Here is a 17,368-nt window from a genome sequence, read left to right as displayed (position 1 = left end):
TGTTTTTAAGGTTACCATTATGCGTAAGGTTATTTTGCTGGCATTCCTGCTGCTCGGCACGGGCTACTCATGGGCCAATATTGTTATTAATGGCACGCGTGTTCTTTATCCTGAGAATAACAAAGAGGTTATTGTTCAGTTAATCAATACGGGAGATGCCCCTGCGCTGGTGCAGTCATGGATCGATGACGGCGATATTAATTCGACGCCGGAAACGGCAAAAGTACCTTTTCTTTTATCCCCGCCGGTGGTGAAGGTCAACGAACATAATGGTCAGCAACTGCGCATTAAAAAGCTGCCTGCCAATTTGCCTGCCGATCGCGAGTCGGTCTTTTTCCTGAACGTGCTTGATATTCCACCGAAGCCGGAAAATGTGCAAAACCAGAATACCGTTCAACTGGCGATTAAATCTCGCATCAAAATGTTTTACCGCCCGGCCGCGTTAACCGGCACGCTGGACGACGCGACGGGAAAACTGACGCTGATTGCCAGCGGCAAACAGTTCCGCATCGTAAATGAGAGCCCTTTCCATATTACCGTTGCCAATATTTCTCAGGGTAAAAGCAAATTATTGCAGGAATCACCGATGGTATCGCCATTTGGTCAGCTCACCGTGGCAACCAAAAGCGCGGTGACGCGCGGCCAAACCTACCAGCTGATGTATGTAGACGATTTGGGTGCTTACAAAACCCGCACGCTTATCAGCCAGTGACCGGAAAGACTCGCCATGAAATTGAAACAAAACAGGCTCTGCATGCTGGCTGTCTGCTCGCTTCTGCTTTCGCATAAATCGGGTGCGGTATCGTTTGATACTTCCCTGCTTGCTGGCGCATCCGGCGAGTCCGATCTGTCACGTTTTTACGAAAACAACGCCATGCCTGCCGGCCCGCAGGAGATGGATATTTACGTCAACGGGGACTGGAAGGGACGCTACACGGTGACCTATGGCGAACAGCGTGATGACGTTCGCCTTGCATGGAAAGATGCCCTGATGCTGGGGATCAACACCAAAGCGATTCCGGCGCCCGCCATTGCTCAGGGACAGGTGCAACTGCACGATCTCGTTCAGGGTGGCGAGGTGAAAACGGATACCGGCACCCTGAGCCTGGCGCTCACCGTGCCGCAGGCGGCCGTGCTGCACACGGAAGAGGGCTACGTTGCGCCTCAGTTCTGGGATGAAGGGATCCCGGCGCTCATGCTCTCCTGGAACACCACCTGGTACAACACGCGGACGAAAGGCTCAGCGAAAGAGACCAACGACGATTTTTACGCCGGGCTGGATTCCGGTGCCAACCTGCTGGGCTGGCAGTTTCGCGACAGCAGCACCTGGCGCAAATCCGCAAGCGGCGACAGCAGCTGGCAAAACAATACCCGCTACCTGCGTCGCCCGCTGGCGGCGCTGAAATCTAACCTGACGCTGGGCGACTTTTATATTCCGGGCGATCTGTTTGATTCCCTGCGCGTGCGCGGCGTCTCGCTGGCGTCAGATATCAAAATGCGTCCCAACTCGCAGCAAGGCTTTTCGCCGGTGGTGCACGGGGTGGCGCGCACCAACGCCCTGGTAAAAGTGATCCAGAACGGCAACGTCATCTATCAGGAAAACGTTCCGCCGGGCCAGTTTACCCTCGACAGCATTCAGCCGACCGGATCGGCCGGTGATCTGCTGGTGGTCGTGCGCGAAGCTGACGGTTCACAGCAATCCTTCACGGTGCCCTTCTCTGCCGTGCCCGGCATGCTCAAAGAGGGCGTGAGCGAGTACAGCATGATCGCGGGTAAAGTGCATCAGAACACCGTCGAGGCGGAACCGGCCTTCCTGCAGGCCACGCTGCGCTATGGCTTTAATAACCTGATAACCGGGTATACCGGTACGATCGTGAGCGACAATTATCAGGCCGGGCTTATCGGCACCGGCTGGAATTTGCCGTTCGGCGCGGTCTCCGTGGACGTCACCCATGCCAAGACGACGCTGCAGGACAGAACCGACAGCGGCCAAAGCTTTCGCGTGTCGTACAGTAAGTTTATCGATACGACGGCCACCAACTTCACGCTGGCGGCCTACCGCTATTCCACAAAAGGCTATTACAGCTTTAGCGACGCGCTCTACTCCCGCGAAGGGTATCAGCGCCTGAAAGCGCAGTATGACGACTATAAGGATCGCTTCGGGGTCGCCCCGGAGATGACGATGAGCACCTGGGATGCCCTGCGCGCCGCGCAGCCTAAAAATACCTTCACCCTTAACCTGAACCAGCGTCTGCTCAATAACTGGGGCACGGTGTTTATCTCCGGCACGCAGCGCGACTACTGGAACGCCACGCAAACCTCGCGCGAATATCAGGCAGGCTACTCCAACGCCATCGGCCGGGCCAGCTACACCGTCTCCGCCAGCCGGGTGCGCAACAGCGAGCGTGAAGAGGAGACGCGTTTTTACCTCTCCCTCAGCCTGCCGTTCTCAGCGTTTGATAACAACGCGTGGATCACCTCCAGCCTGACGGCCAGCGACTCGCATTATGAGCAGAGCAATATCAGCATAAGCGGCAACGCGCTGGAGTCGAACCGCCTGAGCTATACGCTCTCCGGCAGCAATGCCCGGGGCGGGAACAACACGGCCAGCGTGAATACCGCATACCGTTCGAACTTCGCCACGCTGGGGGGTTCATACAGCGAGTCCTCCGACTACCGCCAGACCGGGCTGAACGGGCGCGGCAGCCTGGTCGCCGTGCCGTGGCATCTGCTTGCCTCGAACGAAACCGGCACCACCATGACGATTGTCGATGCCCCTAAGGCGGAAGGACTGATGGTCAACGGAGATGAAAGTATCGTGACCAACCGTGACGGCGTGGCGCTGGTCCCTTACGCCACGCCGTACCGTAAAAACGCCATTACCCTGTCCGAAACGGCGAACAGCCGTGGGGCAGAAGTGCGCGGCAACATCGCTAACGTCGCCCCGTACGATGGCGCGGTGAATTACATCCGCTTCGACACCGACCAGCGCCAGTCCTGGATGCTTCGCGCCACCCGTCCAGACGGGGCGCCGCTGCCGTTTGGTACCGAAGTGCTGAACGAGCGCGGTGAGTCGGTGGGGTATGTCGGCCAGGCCAGCGTGCTCTACATCCGCGCGGAAGAGCCGCCACGCGCGCTTAACGTCCACCTGCGTGACGGAAACTGCAATATCGCCGCACCGGCGTGGGGGCTGGAAAGCCCGCCTTCTGTTTGCCATAACTAACGGAACATCAACATGATACGGTTACTGACCTTTCTGTTTCTCGCCTGCGTCAGCGGGGCAAGCTATGCCACCTGCTCCGGGGGCAGCATTTCCTATGGCCCGCCAATCAGCGTCGACCTGTCGGATAAGCTCACGCCGGCCACGCCAACCTGGACCGGAAGCTTCACCACCCAGTACAGCGGGTCGTTCAACTGCTCAACCGGCAACAGCGAGTTTTCCTATACGCCGATCCTCTCGACCGACAGTAACTACGCCACCATTCTGGGCTTCAGCAACAATAAATATATGGTGCGGGCGGAGATCACCAGCACGCATCCCAACAAGACGCTGGCCGCCAGCGGTAACCATACGGCTTCTGAGCTGAATACCCCTTTCACCGTGCGCTTTACGCTGGTAAACCAGAGCGGCACCACGCTTACGGGCGACACGGCGACCATGAGCGACGTGCTGTTCGTCAGCGATATGAGCGGCATGTCGCTGTGGGAGATCATTACCTGGCCGATAAACCAGCTGGTGAAAATTGTGCAGTGGCTGTTTAACGGCTTTAAGTGGCCATACGATAACCGCGACATGTTTGGTCAGCCGATGACCATCAAATATGCGCCGAAGCTGACGACCTGCTCGTTTGACAACGCGGGGCTGACGGTGACGCTGCCTACGCTGGGCATTCCCCAGCTTAGCGCCTCTTCTCAGCCAGGGCTGACCCCCTTCACGCTTAACATGAGCTGCCAGAACCTGAGCGCGAACGGCAGTTCTGACCGGGCCATCGAGATGTTCCTCTCCAGCAATCAACTGCTCTCCACCGACAGCTCGGTGCTAGTTGATACCAGCAGCAGCGCCGCGCAGGGCGTTGGCCTGCGGCTGATTCAGCGGAACAACCCGCAGCTGCCGGTTGTTTTCTCAACCTCCACCACCAGCCGTGGTAACGCCACGCTGCTGTTTAGCGTGGCGGCGGGCGGGGCACTGAACAAGACCTTCACCCTGCCGATGGCGGCGTCGTACTATGTCTGGGCGCCGGGGAAGGTCACCCAGGGCAAGCTGAATACCTCGGCCACGCTGAATATTATCTATCCGTAATACGCAGTCCGGGACATCATCGCTTAGTTCCCGATTTTCCCCGCCATCTGCAGGTACCTGATCAGTTCACTGTGGTTGGCGAGGTTGAGCTTCTTCATCGCATTGTGCTTTTGGGTGGCGATGGTACTGGCAGAGCGGCTTCGCAGCTGGGCAATTTCCGTCACCGTGTAGCCTTCCACAATAAGATGAAGAACCTCCCATTCCCGGGCGGAAAGCACCGAGCGCGATCGCGCGCCGGCGCGCATCATCCCCTTCAAAAAGGATGAGATCCGCGGCTTAACGTCCTCTGTCGTCAGCAGCGCCCGTAATTCCGTTTTCAGCTCCCCGGGCTCGTCCTGCAGAGAAAGCGTCAGCTCGTACTTCATCTCCAGCACTTTTTTTAATAACCCGTACTGTAATTCCGGAACAAAAAGCACGCGCTTTACGTTATGCGTATGACACAACATATTAAGCCTGTTACTGGTTTGCACTCCCCAGGCGTTATGATTAAACAGATAGCTGAACTCGGTTATCACCATATCGACCTGGCGATCGATAATCGCATCAAAGAGCTGCTCTGTTGATTCAACTATCGATATGCGCAGGGAATATTCAGGCAGTAATTTCTGCAGCGCATCGCTTATCATCTCCTGCAGAATATTGACCCGATAAAACACAATAACCCTGACGGTTAATTCAGAATAAATCATATTATTTCATTGTTAACGCGAATAAAGGAGAGAGATAGTAATTTAATAAAACCACGCTCACAACTTATTCCCGCCAGGATTTTAACGCCTGGTCCGATAAAAATCCGCAACGGGGGAAAACAATAGCCTGAGGTAAGGATTTCCTGGACAGAAAGAGGCATAATCCACGCAAAAACTGGCCTGCGCGGCCATTCCGAACCAGACCAAATCTTAACTTTCGTTATTTTTCAGCATAAAAACCTGTTTGCAATATTATAAGAAGATTAAACATATTGGTTCTGACATTAAAATATTTTTTGAATTTTATTTCCCTCTAATAAAAAACATCCTCTTTACTCGATATGTTCCTCTGGCATACCTTTTACGCATCATCCCACCACCAATTAACGGGTGACCACTCCATTCGAATGACCGTTTTGCTTACAGGGACCTGGTGCTTAGCTAAAGGAGAATGACCATGAAAGAAAAAATATATGTGGCCGTTGTTGATAGTTGCGAGTTCACAATGATTGGACTGCAATATCTTGGTAACCGCGAACCTGACGAGCATCGGGATGTTATTTTCCATGGGTTTAGCAATATTGAAGATTTTCTTCTCAGCGAACGGACGTGGGATATCGTAATTTACGATCCGCTGAATACCGGAAGCTTTGTGATTACGCCAAATGAAGACATCCTGCGCATGAAAGAAATACAGCCTGATGCGAGGATCTATATCTACTCGTTATCCGCCGGTTTCCTGAAGTTTAAGCATGTGGATGGCGTCATCAATAAGCGCGTTTCGCTGGGGGACATCAAGGCGATGTGGCAAATCCTGATGAGCCAGACACCAAAGGCGTTAAACCATTACAACGTAAGCATTACGACGCGACAGCGCCCTGCAAGGCTCTCTAATGAGGAAGCCAGCGTGCTTCGGGGCTACTCATGTAACCTGAAAACCAAGCAAATTGCCCGCCAGCTGGGCTGCAACGTCAGGCTGGTCTATTTCTACAAAAACAACGCCATGAATAAGCTCAAGGCCGTCCGGGGCCCCTCGTTCTATCAGAGCATTCGCTGGATCTTGAATTAACTTCCCGACCGTGTGTCGTTTGCCTTTGTTCCCGTGTCCGCGGGAACCTTTTTTTCTCAGGGTCTCGTCATGTACACCGTTCTACCCTCTCCCATGCTGCATACCATTACGGGGCTGCGGTTTCAGCCTTTAGTGGATTTTCATTCCGGCCAGGCCGTGGCGCATGAGGTTCTTGTGGAGATCCACAACGTCAATCTGGAGGTGTTCTTCGCTTCGCTGCCCGCCCGCTGTGCGCTGCAAATCTTTTTCTGGCAGGCAAACACGCTGTTACGGAGGCCGGACAAAGGCCAGTACTGGCTAAATTTTCCGGCCGATCGGCTGCTTGACCCCAAAGCCATCGAGCTGTTACTGGCCCTACGCCATCAGCAGCGCTTAACGATTGAGATTCAGGACCCGCTAACCCTGACCCGCATGAGTACCGCGGAGCAACGCGACATCCACAAAAACCTGCACCGGCTTAAGGCGGCGGGCTGGAAAATCTGGCTGGACGACCTGACGTACGAGCTGGCCGACGACTATGCGCGACTTGCCCTGCCGGTTGACGGCATCAAGCTTGACCGCTCAGAGCTCAACGCCGCTGCCCGGTTTGACGCATTCGTTCACTTCGTCAGAGATAACATTGCCAGAGCTGTCGTGGTTGAAGGGATTGAAACCGCGCAGGATTTACAGCGAGCCCGCGCGTCGGGAGCCCGGTTCGGCCAGGGTTTTCTCTGGCCGGAAAGCCGGATAGACGCCAGCGTGACGGCGTAAAGACCGGTGGCTTTACCAGCCCGGTACCGCCCCGCCGTTAAAAATCGTTTCAGCCGCTTTTGCCACTTCAGGCGACTGATAGGACTGGATAAATTCCTTCACGTTCTCCGCGTCTTTGTTGTCTTCGCGCGTGACCACAATGTTCACGTACGGGGAGTTTTTGTCTTCAATAAAGACGCTGTCATGCACCGGCGACAGCCCGGTTTGCTGAATATAGGTGGTGCTGATAATGGCGACATCCACTTTCGGGTCATCCAGCACGCGCGGCAGCTGCGCCCCTTCCAGCTCCATAATCTTCAGATTTTTAGGGTTTACGGTAATATCCAGCGCCGTCGGCAGCAGACCGACGTCCGGCTTCAGGGTAATCAGCTTCTCTTTTTGCAGCAGCAGCAGCGCGCGACCGAGGTTGGTTGGGTCGTTAGGAATGGCAATGGTCGCCCCGTCCTTCAGGTCGGACACGGATTTGATTTTGCGGGAATAGCCGGCCATCGGAAAGACGAAGGTGTTCGCCACGGCCACCAGCTTGTAGTTATGCGCCTTGTTATCTTCTGCGAGGAACGGGCGATGCTGGAAGACGTTGGCATCCAGCTCCCCCTGGTTGGTGGCATCGTTGGGCAGCAGCGAACCGCTGAACCCCACCAGCTCCACGTCGAGGCCATATTCCTCTTTTGCCACTTTTTTAGCAACTTCCGCCACGTCCTGTTCAGCGCCATTGATGACGCCGACTTTAATGTGTTTGGCATCGCTGCCACTTTGATCGCATCCTGCCAGCAGCAGACCCGCGAGAACCAGAGCACCCAATCGACGTTTCACAAGACAGTTCCTTTTGATAAATGATGTAGTGACTATATCGACAACGAGACGCTGAAATAAAAACCGAAAAAGAATCAATAAGAAGGATAAGTTATATGCGGTCTGTTGCCGGGTGGCGCTGCGCTTACCCGGCCTGCGCGCGGAGGTGTTACAGGCCCGGTAAGCAAAGCGCCACCGGGCGATGGGCATCACGCCTGCCGGCGCAGCGGCGCCTCGCGTAAAAACCACGACAGCGCAAACGCCAGCACCATAATACCTGCCGCCAGCAGGAACACCGCATGAATGGCCGAGCCGAACGCATCAAGGTAGTCCAGCCTCAGGGCGTCAGGCAGATGATGAATGGCGGTCGGGTTCAGCTCGCGCGGCAGCTCTGCCCCTTCAGGCAACCTGTCCATCAGCCCCGCCTGAAGAACATGGGTGAACACCGCGCCAAACAGCGCAACACCGATCGCCCCGCCGATGGAGCGGAACAGCGTGACGCCAGAGGTCGCCACCCCGTATTGCTCGGCAGAGACGCTGTTCTGTACCGCCAGCACCAGCACCTGCATCACCAGACCCAGCCCCATGCCCAGCACGCTGGTAAACAGATACAGCTGCCAGGTTGGGGAGGTGAGCGAAATGCGCGTCAGTAAAAACATCCCCACCACGCCGAGCAGGGTGCCGAGGATCGGGAACAGGCGATATCTCCCGGTATGGCTAATAATGCGCCCGCTGATAATCGAGGTCAGCAGCAGCCCGCCCATCAGCGGTATGAGCTGCAAACCGGCCTGCGTTGGCGTGGCGTCTTTCACCACCTGCAAATACAGCGGCAGGAAGGTCACCGAGCCAAACAGCGACATGCCGATGATAAAGCCAATCAGGCTGCAGAGCAGGAAGCTACGGTCGCGGAACAGCGACAGCGGAATAATCGGCTCCCACGCCAGCCGCTCCTCGTAGATAAACCCGGCAATGCCCGTCAGGCCAAAGGCCAGAATGCACCACAGCTGTGGGTCGCTCCATTGACGAACGGTCCCGCCTTCGGTGGTGAACAGGATGATGCAAAGCAGCGCCATGCTGAGGTAAATGGCCCCCAGATAGTCAATCTCATGCTTGCTGCGCCGCGCGCTGCCGTGAAATACCGCGCCGATGACCAGCAGCGCAAACAGCCCCAGCGGCAGGTTGATGTAGAAAATCCAGCGCCAGGAGGCGTGCTGGACGATAAACCCGCCGATCAGCGGCCCGATGACCGTCGCCAGCCCAAACACGCCGCCAAACAGCCCCTGATAGCGCCCGCGATCGGCTGGCGGGATCACGTCCGCCACGGCGGCCATGCTGATCACCATCAGGCCGCCGCCGCCCAGCCCCTGCAGGGCACGCATCAGCACCAGCTGAGTCATGTTTTGCGCCAGCCCGCACAGCGCCGAGCCCACAAGGAACAGCACAATGGCAATTTGCAGGACGATTTTACGCCCAAACAGATCGCCAAACTTTCCGTACAGCGGCACCACGATGGTGGAACTGAGGATGTAGGCCGTGACCACCCAGGAGAGTTTATCCAGGCCGCCCAGTTCGCCGACAATGGTCGGCAGCGCCGTGGAGACAATTGTTTGATCCAGCGCGGAGAGCAGCATCACCAGCAGCAGCGCGCTGAACAGCAGCTTGATCGACGGCGCTTTCTGCGCGGGTTGAGCCATTACGTCGGACTCCATAAGACATTACTTGAAATTAATTAATCGTATAATTAATATTTGTGGAAGTGATGAATAAGATCAAGAGATACTGTGGCCATGCCAGCACAAAAGGACAATTCTGAACCGCGCCGTCCGGGCCGCCCTCGCGGCGGTAAGCGCGCCACCGCCAGCCGCGAAGAGCTGCTGGACATCGCGCTGACCCTTTTTTCCCGTCAGGGGATCGCCAACACGTCGTTAAATGCGATAGCCAAAGAGGCGGACGTGACCCCCGCAATGCTGCACTACTACTTCAACTCCCGGGAGCAGCTGCTGGATGCGATGATTGAGGAGCGTTTCCTGCCGTTACGCGAGAGGATCGGAACGATTTTCGCCGATAACCAGGATTCTCCGGTCAACGCCCTGACGGAAATGGTTAAGGTGCTGGCCGAGCTGGCGGAACAGCATCACTGGTTTGCGCCGCTGTGGATGCAGGAGGTGATTGGCGAAATGCCGGTACTGCGCACCCACCTGCAGGCGCGGTTTGGTGATGAGAAGTATCAGGCGACGCTCGCTACCCTCAAAGGCTGGCAGCAGGAAGGGAAGCTGAATCAGGCGCTGGCACCCGAGCTGCTGTTTACGACCTTGCTGAGCCTGGTGCTGGTCCCGTTCTCACGCATGCGTAATGACGAGAGGCTGAAAGCCCTCTCGCCAGATGTTGTCGTGCGTCATGCGCTCGCGGTGATTGGCAGCGGGATCGGCGGCTAGAGCGCCTTCGCCAGATAGTGTCTCTGCATACCCGCATAGGGGTAATCCTGGAGGGACATCTGCAGCTGGTAGCCCTGTTTTTCGTAGAACGGACGCGCCTGGAAGCTGACGGTATCCACCAGCGCGTGCTTGCAGCCTTTACGTCTGGCTTCCTCTTCGGCCGCTTTGATGAGCTGGCTGCCCACGCCGGTGCCCCGCACGGTGTCGCTCACCCAGAGAAAATCAATATTCAGCCAGTCGCCTTTCCGCACGCCGATCAAGCCGCCCAGCATGACGCCTTTTTCGTCTCGTACGTACACCCCCATATCGCCGCTAAAGGTCGCCAGATCTAAAAACCGCGCGTTATACGCTCTCAGTCCCGTTAATAACTCTTCTTTTTCTGCGGGTGTAACATTATCTGTTATGCTCAGGTGCATATTTCTCTCCTTATTTTCCATGCAATCTGAATATCTCACAGCTTAACCTTCATAAAAACTCCTTATTTCCTCCATTGTTTAAACGAGGAAATATTCATTCAATATGTAAATAAAAAAAGCCTTTCCAAAAGGCACCCAAAACGTATAATGAGAACGATCATTCTCACTTTTAAACGGTAGCCGACGATGAGCACAAAGCTGGAAGAACGACAAAAACTGCGCCAGGACGAGATCGTCACCGCCGCGCGCCGCTGCTTTCGCGCCAGCGGATTTCATGCTGCCAGCATGTCGCAGATCGCCAGCGAGGCGAAGCTCAGCGTCGGGCAAATTTACCGTTATTTCAGCAACAAAGATGCCATTATTGAAGAGATGATCCGCCGCATCATCGACTCGCGCATCGAGGAGATGCAGGGTAAAACGCTGGTGGAGGGGATGCCGCAGGCCCTCGCCTGGCGACAGACGCTTAACGAAGACGACGATGCGCTGATGCTCGAAATGTCCGCCGAGGCCACGCGTAACCCTCAGGTTGCCGCCATGCTGACAGAAGCCGAATCACGTATGTTCGCCAACGCCTGTGCGCACCTGAAAAAACAGTTTCCCCACCTGAGCGATGAGCATATTCGCTGCTGCGTGGAGATTACCGCCGTGATGATTGAAGGCACCATTTATCGTCGGTTTACGCCATTAAAAGTACCCTCAGAAAAATTAGAGCCCATTTATCAGGATATTTTAAATATGCTTTTCAGTGCGAAGTAATCGCATATGAATAATTAGCGGGAATAAGTCATTCCCCATTTTTACATTTCTGGCTCAGCCAGAGATGCGGTATCGCTGTGCCTTTAATTAGCCCTCCTCCCCGTTAAGCCATTAACAGGGCAGGCATCGTTCACCCTGGAAAAAGATTATGAAAACCATAACAACCTCCATCGCGGCATTACTCCTCCTGACAGGGTGCGATAATGCGCAAACGTCTGCTCCCCAGCATCCCCTTCCGGAAGTGGGGATTGTCACGCTCATGAGCCAGCCGGTTTCCGTCGTCAGTGAACTGACTGGCCGCACCACCGCCACGATGAGCGCCGAAGTGCGTCCACAGGTGGGCGGCATTATCCAGAAGCGGCTCTTCACCGAAGGCGATACGGTGAAAGCCGGACAGGCGCTGTATCAAATCGATCCCGCCAGCTACCGCGCCGCGTTTGATGAAGCCGCCGCGGCGCTAAAGCAGGCCCAGGCGCTGGTCGAGGCCGACTGCCAGAAGGCCCGGCGCTACGCGCAGCTGGTGAAAGATGACGGCGTGTCGCGCCAGGACGCGGAGGACGCCAAATCCACCTGTTCACAGGACAAGGCCAGCGTCGAGTCAAAGAAGGCCGCGCAGGAGAGCGCGCGCATTAACCTCAACTGGACCACCGTCACCGCGCCGATTGCCGGACGCATCGGCATCTCCTCCGTCACGCCCGGCGCGCTGGTGACTGCCCAGCAGGACACCGCGCTCGCCACCATTCGCGGGCTCGACAGCATGTACGTCGATCTCACGCGTTCCAGCGCCGATCTGCTGCGGTTACGCAAGCAAACCCTTGCCTCGAACAGCGATACGCTAAGCGTGTCGTTAATTCTCGAAGACGGCAGCACCTACGGTGAAAAAGGCCGCCTGGCATTGACCGAAGTCGCGGTCGATGAATCAACCGGCTCCGTCACGCTGCGCGCCGTCTTCCCGAACCCGCAGCATCAGCTGCTGCCCGGCATGTTTGTTCGCGCCAGAGTGGACGAGGGCGTTATGGATGACGCGATCCTCGCGCCACAGCAGGGCATCACCCGCGATGCCAAAGGCACGGCCACCGCGCTGGTGGTGAACGCCAGCAACAAGGTGGAGCAGCGTCAGCTCGAAACGGGTGACACCTACGGCGACAAATGGCTGGTGCTGAGCGGGCTGAAGGCGGGCGACAGGCTGATTGTGGAAGGTACCGACAAAGTCACCGCCGGCCAGCAGGTGAAGGCTGAAGAGATGAAAACCAGCGGAGGGAACGCCTGATGTTTTCCCGTTTCTTCGTGCGTCGCCCGGTCTTTGCCTGGGTGATCGCCATCCTGATCATGCTCGCCGGAATGCTGGCCATCCGCACGCTGCCGGTCGCGCAGTACCCGGACGTCGCCCCGCCGTCGATCAAGATCTCCGCCACCTACACCGGTGCCTCCGCGCAGACGCTGGAAAACAGCGTGACGCAGGTGATCGAGCAGCAGCTCACCGGGCTGGATAACCTGCTCTACTTCACCTCCACCAGCAGTTCGGACGGGTCGGTAAGCATCAACGTCACCTTCGAGCAGGGCACCGACCCTGACACCGCGCAGGTGCAGGTGCAGAACAAAGTCCAGCAGGCGGAATCGCGCCTGCCCACCGAGGTGCAGCAGACCGGCATTACCGTCGAGAAATCGCAGAGCAACTTCCTGCTGATCATGGGCGTGTACGATAAAACCGACACCGCCAGCAGCTCGGATATCGCCGACTGGCTGGTGAGCAATATGCAGGACCCGCTGGCGCGCGTGGAGGGCGTTGGCAGCCTGCAGGTGTTCGGGGCGGAATACGCGATGCGCATCTGGCTCGACCCGGCGAAGCTGGCCTCTTACTCGCTGATGCCTTCCGACGTGCAGAGCGCGATCGAGGCGCAGAACGTGCAGGTTTCCGCCGGTAAAATCGGCGCGCTGCCCTCGTCAAACGCCCAGCAGCTGACCGCCACCGTCCGCGCCCAGTCGCGCCTGCAGACGGTGGATCAGTTTAAAAACATCATCGTGAAGAGCCAGTCCAGCGGCGCGGTAGTGCACATCAGCGACGTCGCCCGCGTGGAGATGGGCAGCGAAGATTATACCGCCACCGCGAAGCTGAACGGCCACCCGGCGGCGGGCATGGCAGTCATGCTCTCGCCGGGTGCGAACGCGCTCAACACTGCGACGGCGGTAAAAGACAAGATTGCTGAGTTCAAAAAGTCGATGCCGGAAGGCTACGACGTGGCCTACCCGAAGGACAGCACCGAGTTCATCAAGATCTCGGTTGAGGACGTGATTCAGACCCTGTTCGAAGCCATTATCCTCGTGGTGGTGGTGATGTACCTGTTCCTGCAAAACATCCGCGCGACGCTGATCCCGGCGCTGGCGGTACCTGTTGTTCTGCTGGGCACCTTCGGCGTGCTGGCGCTATTCGGCTATTCCATTAACACCCTGACGCTGTTTGCGATGGTGCTGGCCATCGGCCTGCTGGTGGATGACGCCATCGTGGTGGTGGAAAACGTCGAGCGTATTATGCGCGACGAAGGCCTGCCCGCCCGGGAAGCGACCGAAAAATCGATGAGCGAAATCTCCGGCGCGCTGATCGCCATTGCGCTGGTGCTTTCTGCCGTATTCCTGCCGATGGCCTTCTTCGGCGGCTCCACCGGGGTGATTTACCGTCAGTTCTCGGTCACCATTATCTCCGCGATGCTGCTCTCCGTGGTGGTGGCCTTGACCCTGACGCCCGCGCTCTGCGGCTCAATTCTGAGCCACACGGCTCCGCACAAGAAAGGTTTCTTCGGCGCGTTTAACCGCTTCTACAGCAGGACCGAGCATGGCTATCAGAACAAGGTGCTGCGTGCCCTGCGCCGCTCCGGCGGCATGCTGGTCATCTACGCCCTGCTCTGTGGCGCGATGGGGTTTGCCATGCTGAAGCTGCCGGGCAGCTTCCTGCCAACGGAAGACCAGGGCGAAATCATGGTGCAGTACACCCTGCCAGCCGGCGCGACGACGGTGCGTACCGCCGAAGTCAGCCGCCAGGTGCGCGAGTGGTTCCTCACCAAAGAGAAAGCCAACACCAACGTGATCTTTACCATTGAAGGCTTCAGCTTCAGCGGCAGCGGCCAGAACGCCGGGATGGCGTTTGTCTCCCTGAAAAACTGGTCCGAACGTAAGGGCGACGAAAACACCGCTCAGGCCATCGCCCTGCGCGCCACGCAGGAGCTGAGCACCATCCGCGATGCCACCATCTTTGCCATGACGCCGCCTGCGGTGGACGGTCTGGGCCAGAGCAACGGCTTTACCTTTGAGCTGATGGCCAGCGGCGGCACCGACCGCGACACGCTGCTGAAGATGCGTAACCAGCTGATTGGCAAAGCTAATCAGGATGCCTCGCTGCACGCGGTGCGCGCCAACGATCTGCCGCAGATGCCGCAGCTTCAGGTGGATATCGATAACAACAAGGCTGTGTCGCTGGGGCTCACCCTGAGCGACGTCACCGATACCCTCTCCAGCGCCTGGGGCGGCACCTACGTGAACGACTTTATCGATCGCGGTCGCGTGAAGAAGGTCTATATCCAGGGCGACAGCGACGCTCGCGCCGTGCCGTCCGATCTCAACAAATGGTATGTGCGCGGCAGCGATAGCACCATGACGCCGTTCTCCGCCTTCGCCACCACCCGCTGGGAGTATGGCCCGGAAAGCCTGGTGCGCTACAACGGCTCGGCGGCGTATGAAATTCAGGGCGAGAACGCCAGCGGCGCCAGCTCCGGTACGGCGATGAGCACAATGGAACAGCTGGCGAATAACCTGCCGTCCGGCAGCACCTGGGCGTGGAGCGGTTTGTCGTTGCAGGAAAAACTGGCGAGCGGCCAGGCAATGAGCCTCTATGCCCTCTCGATCCTGGTGGTGTTCCTGTGTCTGGCGGCGCTGTATGAGAGCTGGTCGGTGCCGATTTCCGTCATTCTGGTGATCCCGCTTGGGGTGCTGGGTGCGGCGCTTGCCGCCTCCCTGCGCGGCCTGAGCAATGACGTCTACTTCCAGGTGGCGCTGCTGACCACCATCGGCCTGTCGTCGAAGAACGCCATTTTGATTGTTGAATTTGCCGAGGCAAAAGTCGCCGAAGGCTACTCCCTGACGCGTGCGGCGATGCGTGCCGCTCAGACGCGTCTGCGCCCCATCATCATGACCTCGCTGGCGTTTATCGCAGGCGTGACGCCGCTGGCAATCGCCACCGGGGCAGGTGCCAACAGCCGCGTGGCGATCGGTACCGGCATTATCGGTGGAACGCTCGCCGCCACGCTGCTGGCGATCTTCTTCGTTCCCTTATTCTTCGTACTGGTGAAACGTCTGTTCTCCGGTAAGCACTCCAACCGGAGGTCATAATGTTTCGTGTATCTATTTTAGCGTTAGCCCTGCTGAGCGCAGGCTGCGTGTCGTTAGACCCCACTTATCAGCGCCCGGATGCCCCCGTCCCGGCAACCTTGCCCGGCGCACACGGCGAAGCCACCGCCGTGGTGAGCCAGTGGCAGCAGGTGATGAACGACGCCCGGCTGAAAAGCGTAGTGACGATGGCGCTGAGCAGCAACCGCGACGTGCAAAAAGCGATTGCGGATATCGACGCCGCCCGCGCCCAGTACGGCGAAACGCGCTCGTCCCTGTTCCCGACGGTGGACGCGGAGCTGAGCCACACCCGCAGCCGCACGCTAGCAAGCGGCGTCGCGACAAGCGATGAGGCCAACGGTGCGGTCTCGAGCTTCGAGCTGGATCTGTTTGGCCGCAACCAGAGCCTCTCCCGCGCCGCGCGTGAAACCTGGCTTGCCAGCGAATTCACCGCGCAGAATACGCGCCTGACGATGGTCAGCGAGCTGACCACCGCCTGGGTGACGCTGGCGGCGGATAACAGCAACCTGGCGCTGGCGAAATCGACGATGGAGAGCGCGGCGAACTCGCTCAAGATTGTGAAGCGCCAGCAGGACGTCGGCGTGGCGGCGGCGACGGACGTCAGTGAAGCGATGGCGGTTTACCAGCAGGCGCGCGCCAGCGTGGCGAGCTACCAGACGCTGGTGATGCAGGACAAAAACGCCCTTAATCTGCTGGCGGGCGATACGGTGCCGGACAACCTGCTGCCCGGCACGCTGGAGAGCCTGAGCGATAATGCCATCACGCTGATCCCGGCGGGCGTCAGCTCCAGCGCGCTGCTGCGTCGCCCGGATATTCAGGAGGCCGAGCATAACCTGCTGAGCGCCAACGCCAACATCGGCGCGGCGCGCGCCAACTTCTTCCCGACCATCTCGCTCACCGCCAGCGCGGGCGTCGGCAGCGATTCGCTCTCCTCCCTGTTCAGCCACGGGATGAAGGTCTGGTCGTTTGCACCGTCCATCACCCTGCCGCTGTTTAGCGGCGGGAACAACCTGGCCCAGCTGCGCTACGCGGAAGCGGAGAAGAAGGGACTGATTGCCACCTACGAGAAAGCCATCCAGAGCGCGTTCAAGGACGTGGCCGACGCGCTGGCGCGGCGTGAAACCCTGAGCGAGCAGCTGGATGCCCAGCGCGAATACGTGGCGGCCGAGCAAAAAACGCTGGACGTGGCGACCCGCAGCTATCAGGCGGGCGCGGGGGATTATCTGACGGTCCTGACCGCGCAGCGGTCGCTGTGGTCGGCGCAGTCGTCGCTAATCGCGTTACAACAAACCGACCTGGAAAACCGCATCACCCTGTGGCAGTCGCTCGGGGGCGGTATTCAGTAACGCTTGCGGGGCAATCCTGAAGCGCGGTGAAGAGAAAATTCATACTTTCGGCTGGCGTCGCTACACTGAATGTAACGATATATTTCATGGGAAGCATGTGTCTCTTAAAGGGGGTTTCGATGAAAGCTGCGCACCTGGTCTGCCTGCTGGTTTGTCTGCTCTTCGCTGCGTTTGCCCATGCTCAGGAAAAGGACGACCCGGCGAAAGAGGCTCAAATCAAGCAACAGGTTCTTAAAGACGTGAAGAAAACCTGTACGCCACAGAAAAAACAGAGCGATAAGGCCTGGCAGGAGATGATTTTGTCGTCCGAGGCCAATCAGCTGCTGATCAAAAACGCCATTACCGCCGTCAAGCGCGACAACCTGGACGCCTACTGGGCCGCGATTGGCCAGGTGGATTGTATGGAAGATTATTGAG

General features: G+C 57.8%; 15 protein-coding genes. 11 read left to right on the top strand and 4 right to left on the bottom strand.

Annotated features, from left to right (window positions below):
* The first annotated feature begins 19 nt into the window (after positions 1–19).
* Genes ACWHWP_RS00325 through ACWHWP_RS00315 form a run of 3 tightly spaced genes read left to right on the top strand, consistent with a single transcriptional unit; the run spans position 20 to position 4,300 of the window.
* On the top strand, positions 20–712 hold the full coding sequence (locus tag ACWHWP_RS00325) for a fimbrial biogenesis chaperone (protein ID WP_059310287.1): 693 nt from the start codon (positions 20–22) through the stop codon (positions 710–712).
* 15 nt (positions 713–727) lie between these two features.
* A complete protein-coding gene (locus ACWHWP_RS00320) occupies positions 728–3,223 on the top strand; it encodes a fimbria/pilus outer membrane usher protein (protein WP_063430913.1) in 2,496 nt (831 codons plus the stop codon).
* A 12-nt stretch (positions 3,224–3,235) separates the two neighbouring features.
* Positions 3,236–4,300 (top strand): fimbrial protein, encoded by a 1,065-nt coding sequence (locus tag ACWHWP_RS00315; RefSeq protein ID WP_047347476.1) that lies wholly within the window; start codon positions 3,236–3,238, stop codon positions 4,298–4,300.
* A gap of 23 nt (positions 4,301–4,323) precedes the next feature.
* Here the strand turns inward: ACWHWP_RS00315 and ACWHWP_RS00310 are convergent, their stop codons facing one another.
* Positions 4,324–4,989 carry a LuxR C-terminal-related transcriptional regulator gene (locus tag ACWHWP_RS00310; RefSeq protein ID WP_072250558.1) on the bottom strand — a complete coding sequence of 222 codons (666 nt, stop codon included), beginning with the start codon at positions 4,987–4,989 and terminating at the stop codon, positions 4,324–4,326.
* Positions 4,990–5,446: 457 nt separating this feature from the next.
* Here ACWHWP_RS00310 and ACWHWP_RS00305 point away from each other — a divergent pair, with 457 nt between their 5' ends.
* The gene (locus tag ACWHWP_RS00305; protein WP_072250557.1) at positions 5,447–6,058 is read left to right on the top strand and encodes a helix-turn-helix transcriptional regulator; all 612 of its coding nucleotides are present in this window, start codon (positions 5,447–5,449) and stop codon (positions 6,056–6,058) included.
* Positions 6,059–6,127: 69 nt separating this feature from the next.
* Positions 6,128–6,808, top strand: coding sequence for an EAL domain-containing protein (locus ACWHWP_RS00300; RefSeq protein ID WP_447854877.1), 681 nt, complete (start codon positions 6,128–6,130; stop codon positions 6,806–6,808).
* Positions 6,809–6,820: 12 nt separating this feature from the next.
* Here the strand turns inward: ACWHWP_RS00300 and nlpA are convergent, their stop codons facing one another.
* Positions 6,821–7,639 carry a lipoprotein NlpA gene (nlpA, locus tag ACWHWP_RS00295; RefSeq protein WP_173829320.1) on the bottom strand — a complete coding sequence of 273 codons (819 nt, stop codon included), beginning with the start codon at positions 7,637–7,639 and terminating at the stop codon, positions 6,821–6,823.
* 170 nt (positions 7,640–7,809) lie between these two features.
* The gene (locus tag ACWHWP_RS00290; RefSeq protein ID WP_447854876.1) at positions 7,810–9,294 is read right to left on the bottom strand and encodes an MDR family MFS transporter; all 1,485 of its coding nucleotides are present in this window, start codon (positions 9,292–9,294) and stop codon (positions 7,810–7,812) included.
* 93 nt (positions 9,295–9,387) lie between these two features.
* Between ACWHWP_RS00290 and ACWHWP_RS00285 the strand changes: the two genes are divergently transcribed.
* On the top strand, positions 9,388–10,035 hold the full coding sequence (locus tag ACWHWP_RS00285; protein WP_447854875.1) for a TetR/AcrR family transcriptional regulator: 648 nt from the start codon (positions 9,388–9,390) through the stop codon (positions 10,033–10,035).
* On the opposite strand, the gene ACWHWP_RS00280 is transcribed toward ACWHWP_RS00285, so the two are convergent.
* Entirely contained in the window at positions 10,032–10,451 is a 420-nt protein-coding gene (locus tag ACWHWP_RS00280; protein WP_447854874.1) for a GNAT family N-acetyltransferase, read from the bottom strand. The genes ACWHWP_RS00285 and ACWHWP_RS00280 overlap by 4 nt on opposite strands.
* 186 nt (positions 10,452–10,637) lie before the next feature.
* Between ACWHWP_RS00280 and ACWHWP_RS00275 the strand changes: the two genes are divergently transcribed.
* The 5 genes from ACWHWP_RS00275 (at position 10,638) to ACWHWP_RS00255 (ending at position 17,367) form a co-directional block, all read left to right on the top strand.
* A complete protein-coding gene (locus ACWHWP_RS00275) occupies positions 10,638–11,207 on the top strand; it encodes a TetR/AcrR family transcriptional regulator (RefSeq protein WP_059310278.1) in 570 nt (189 codons plus the stop codon).
* 148 nt (positions 11,208–11,355) lie between these two features.
* Positions 11,356–12,477, top strand: a complete 1,122-nt coding sequence (locus ACWHWP_RS00270; protein ID WP_447854873.1) for an efflux RND transporter periplasmic adaptor subunit — start codon at positions 11,356–11,358, stop codon at positions 12,475–12,477.
* Entirely contained in the window at positions 12,477–15,587 is a 3,111-nt protein-coding gene (locus ACWHWP_RS00265) for an efflux RND transporter permease subunit (RefSeq protein WP_447854872.1), read from the top strand. The genes ACWHWP_RS00270 and ACWHWP_RS00265 overlap by 1 nt, the downstream gene beginning before the upstream one ends.
* Positions 15,587–16,951: an efflux transporter outer membrane subunit gene (locus tag ACWHWP_RS00260; protein ID WP_447854871.1), complete on the top strand. Its 1,365-nt coding sequence runs from the start codon at positions 15,587–15,589 to the stop codon at positions 16,949–16,951. The genes ACWHWP_RS00265 and ACWHWP_RS00260 overlap by 1 nt, the downstream gene beginning before the upstream one ends.
* 65 nt (positions 16,952–17,016) lie before the next feature.
* Positions 17,017–17,367: a YicS family protein gene (locus ACWHWP_RS00255; protein WP_447856609.1), complete on the top strand. Its 351-nt coding sequence runs from the start codon at positions 17,017–17,019 to the stop codon at positions 17,365–17,367.
* Position 17,368 lies beyond the last annotated feature (1 nt).

The sequence above is a fragment of the Enterobacter sp. WI-ESBL-E8 genome, assembly GCF_053364895.1.
The sequence above is the reverse complement of the archived record's forward strand: the minus strand, read 5'-3'. Positions and strand labels throughout refer to the sequence as shown.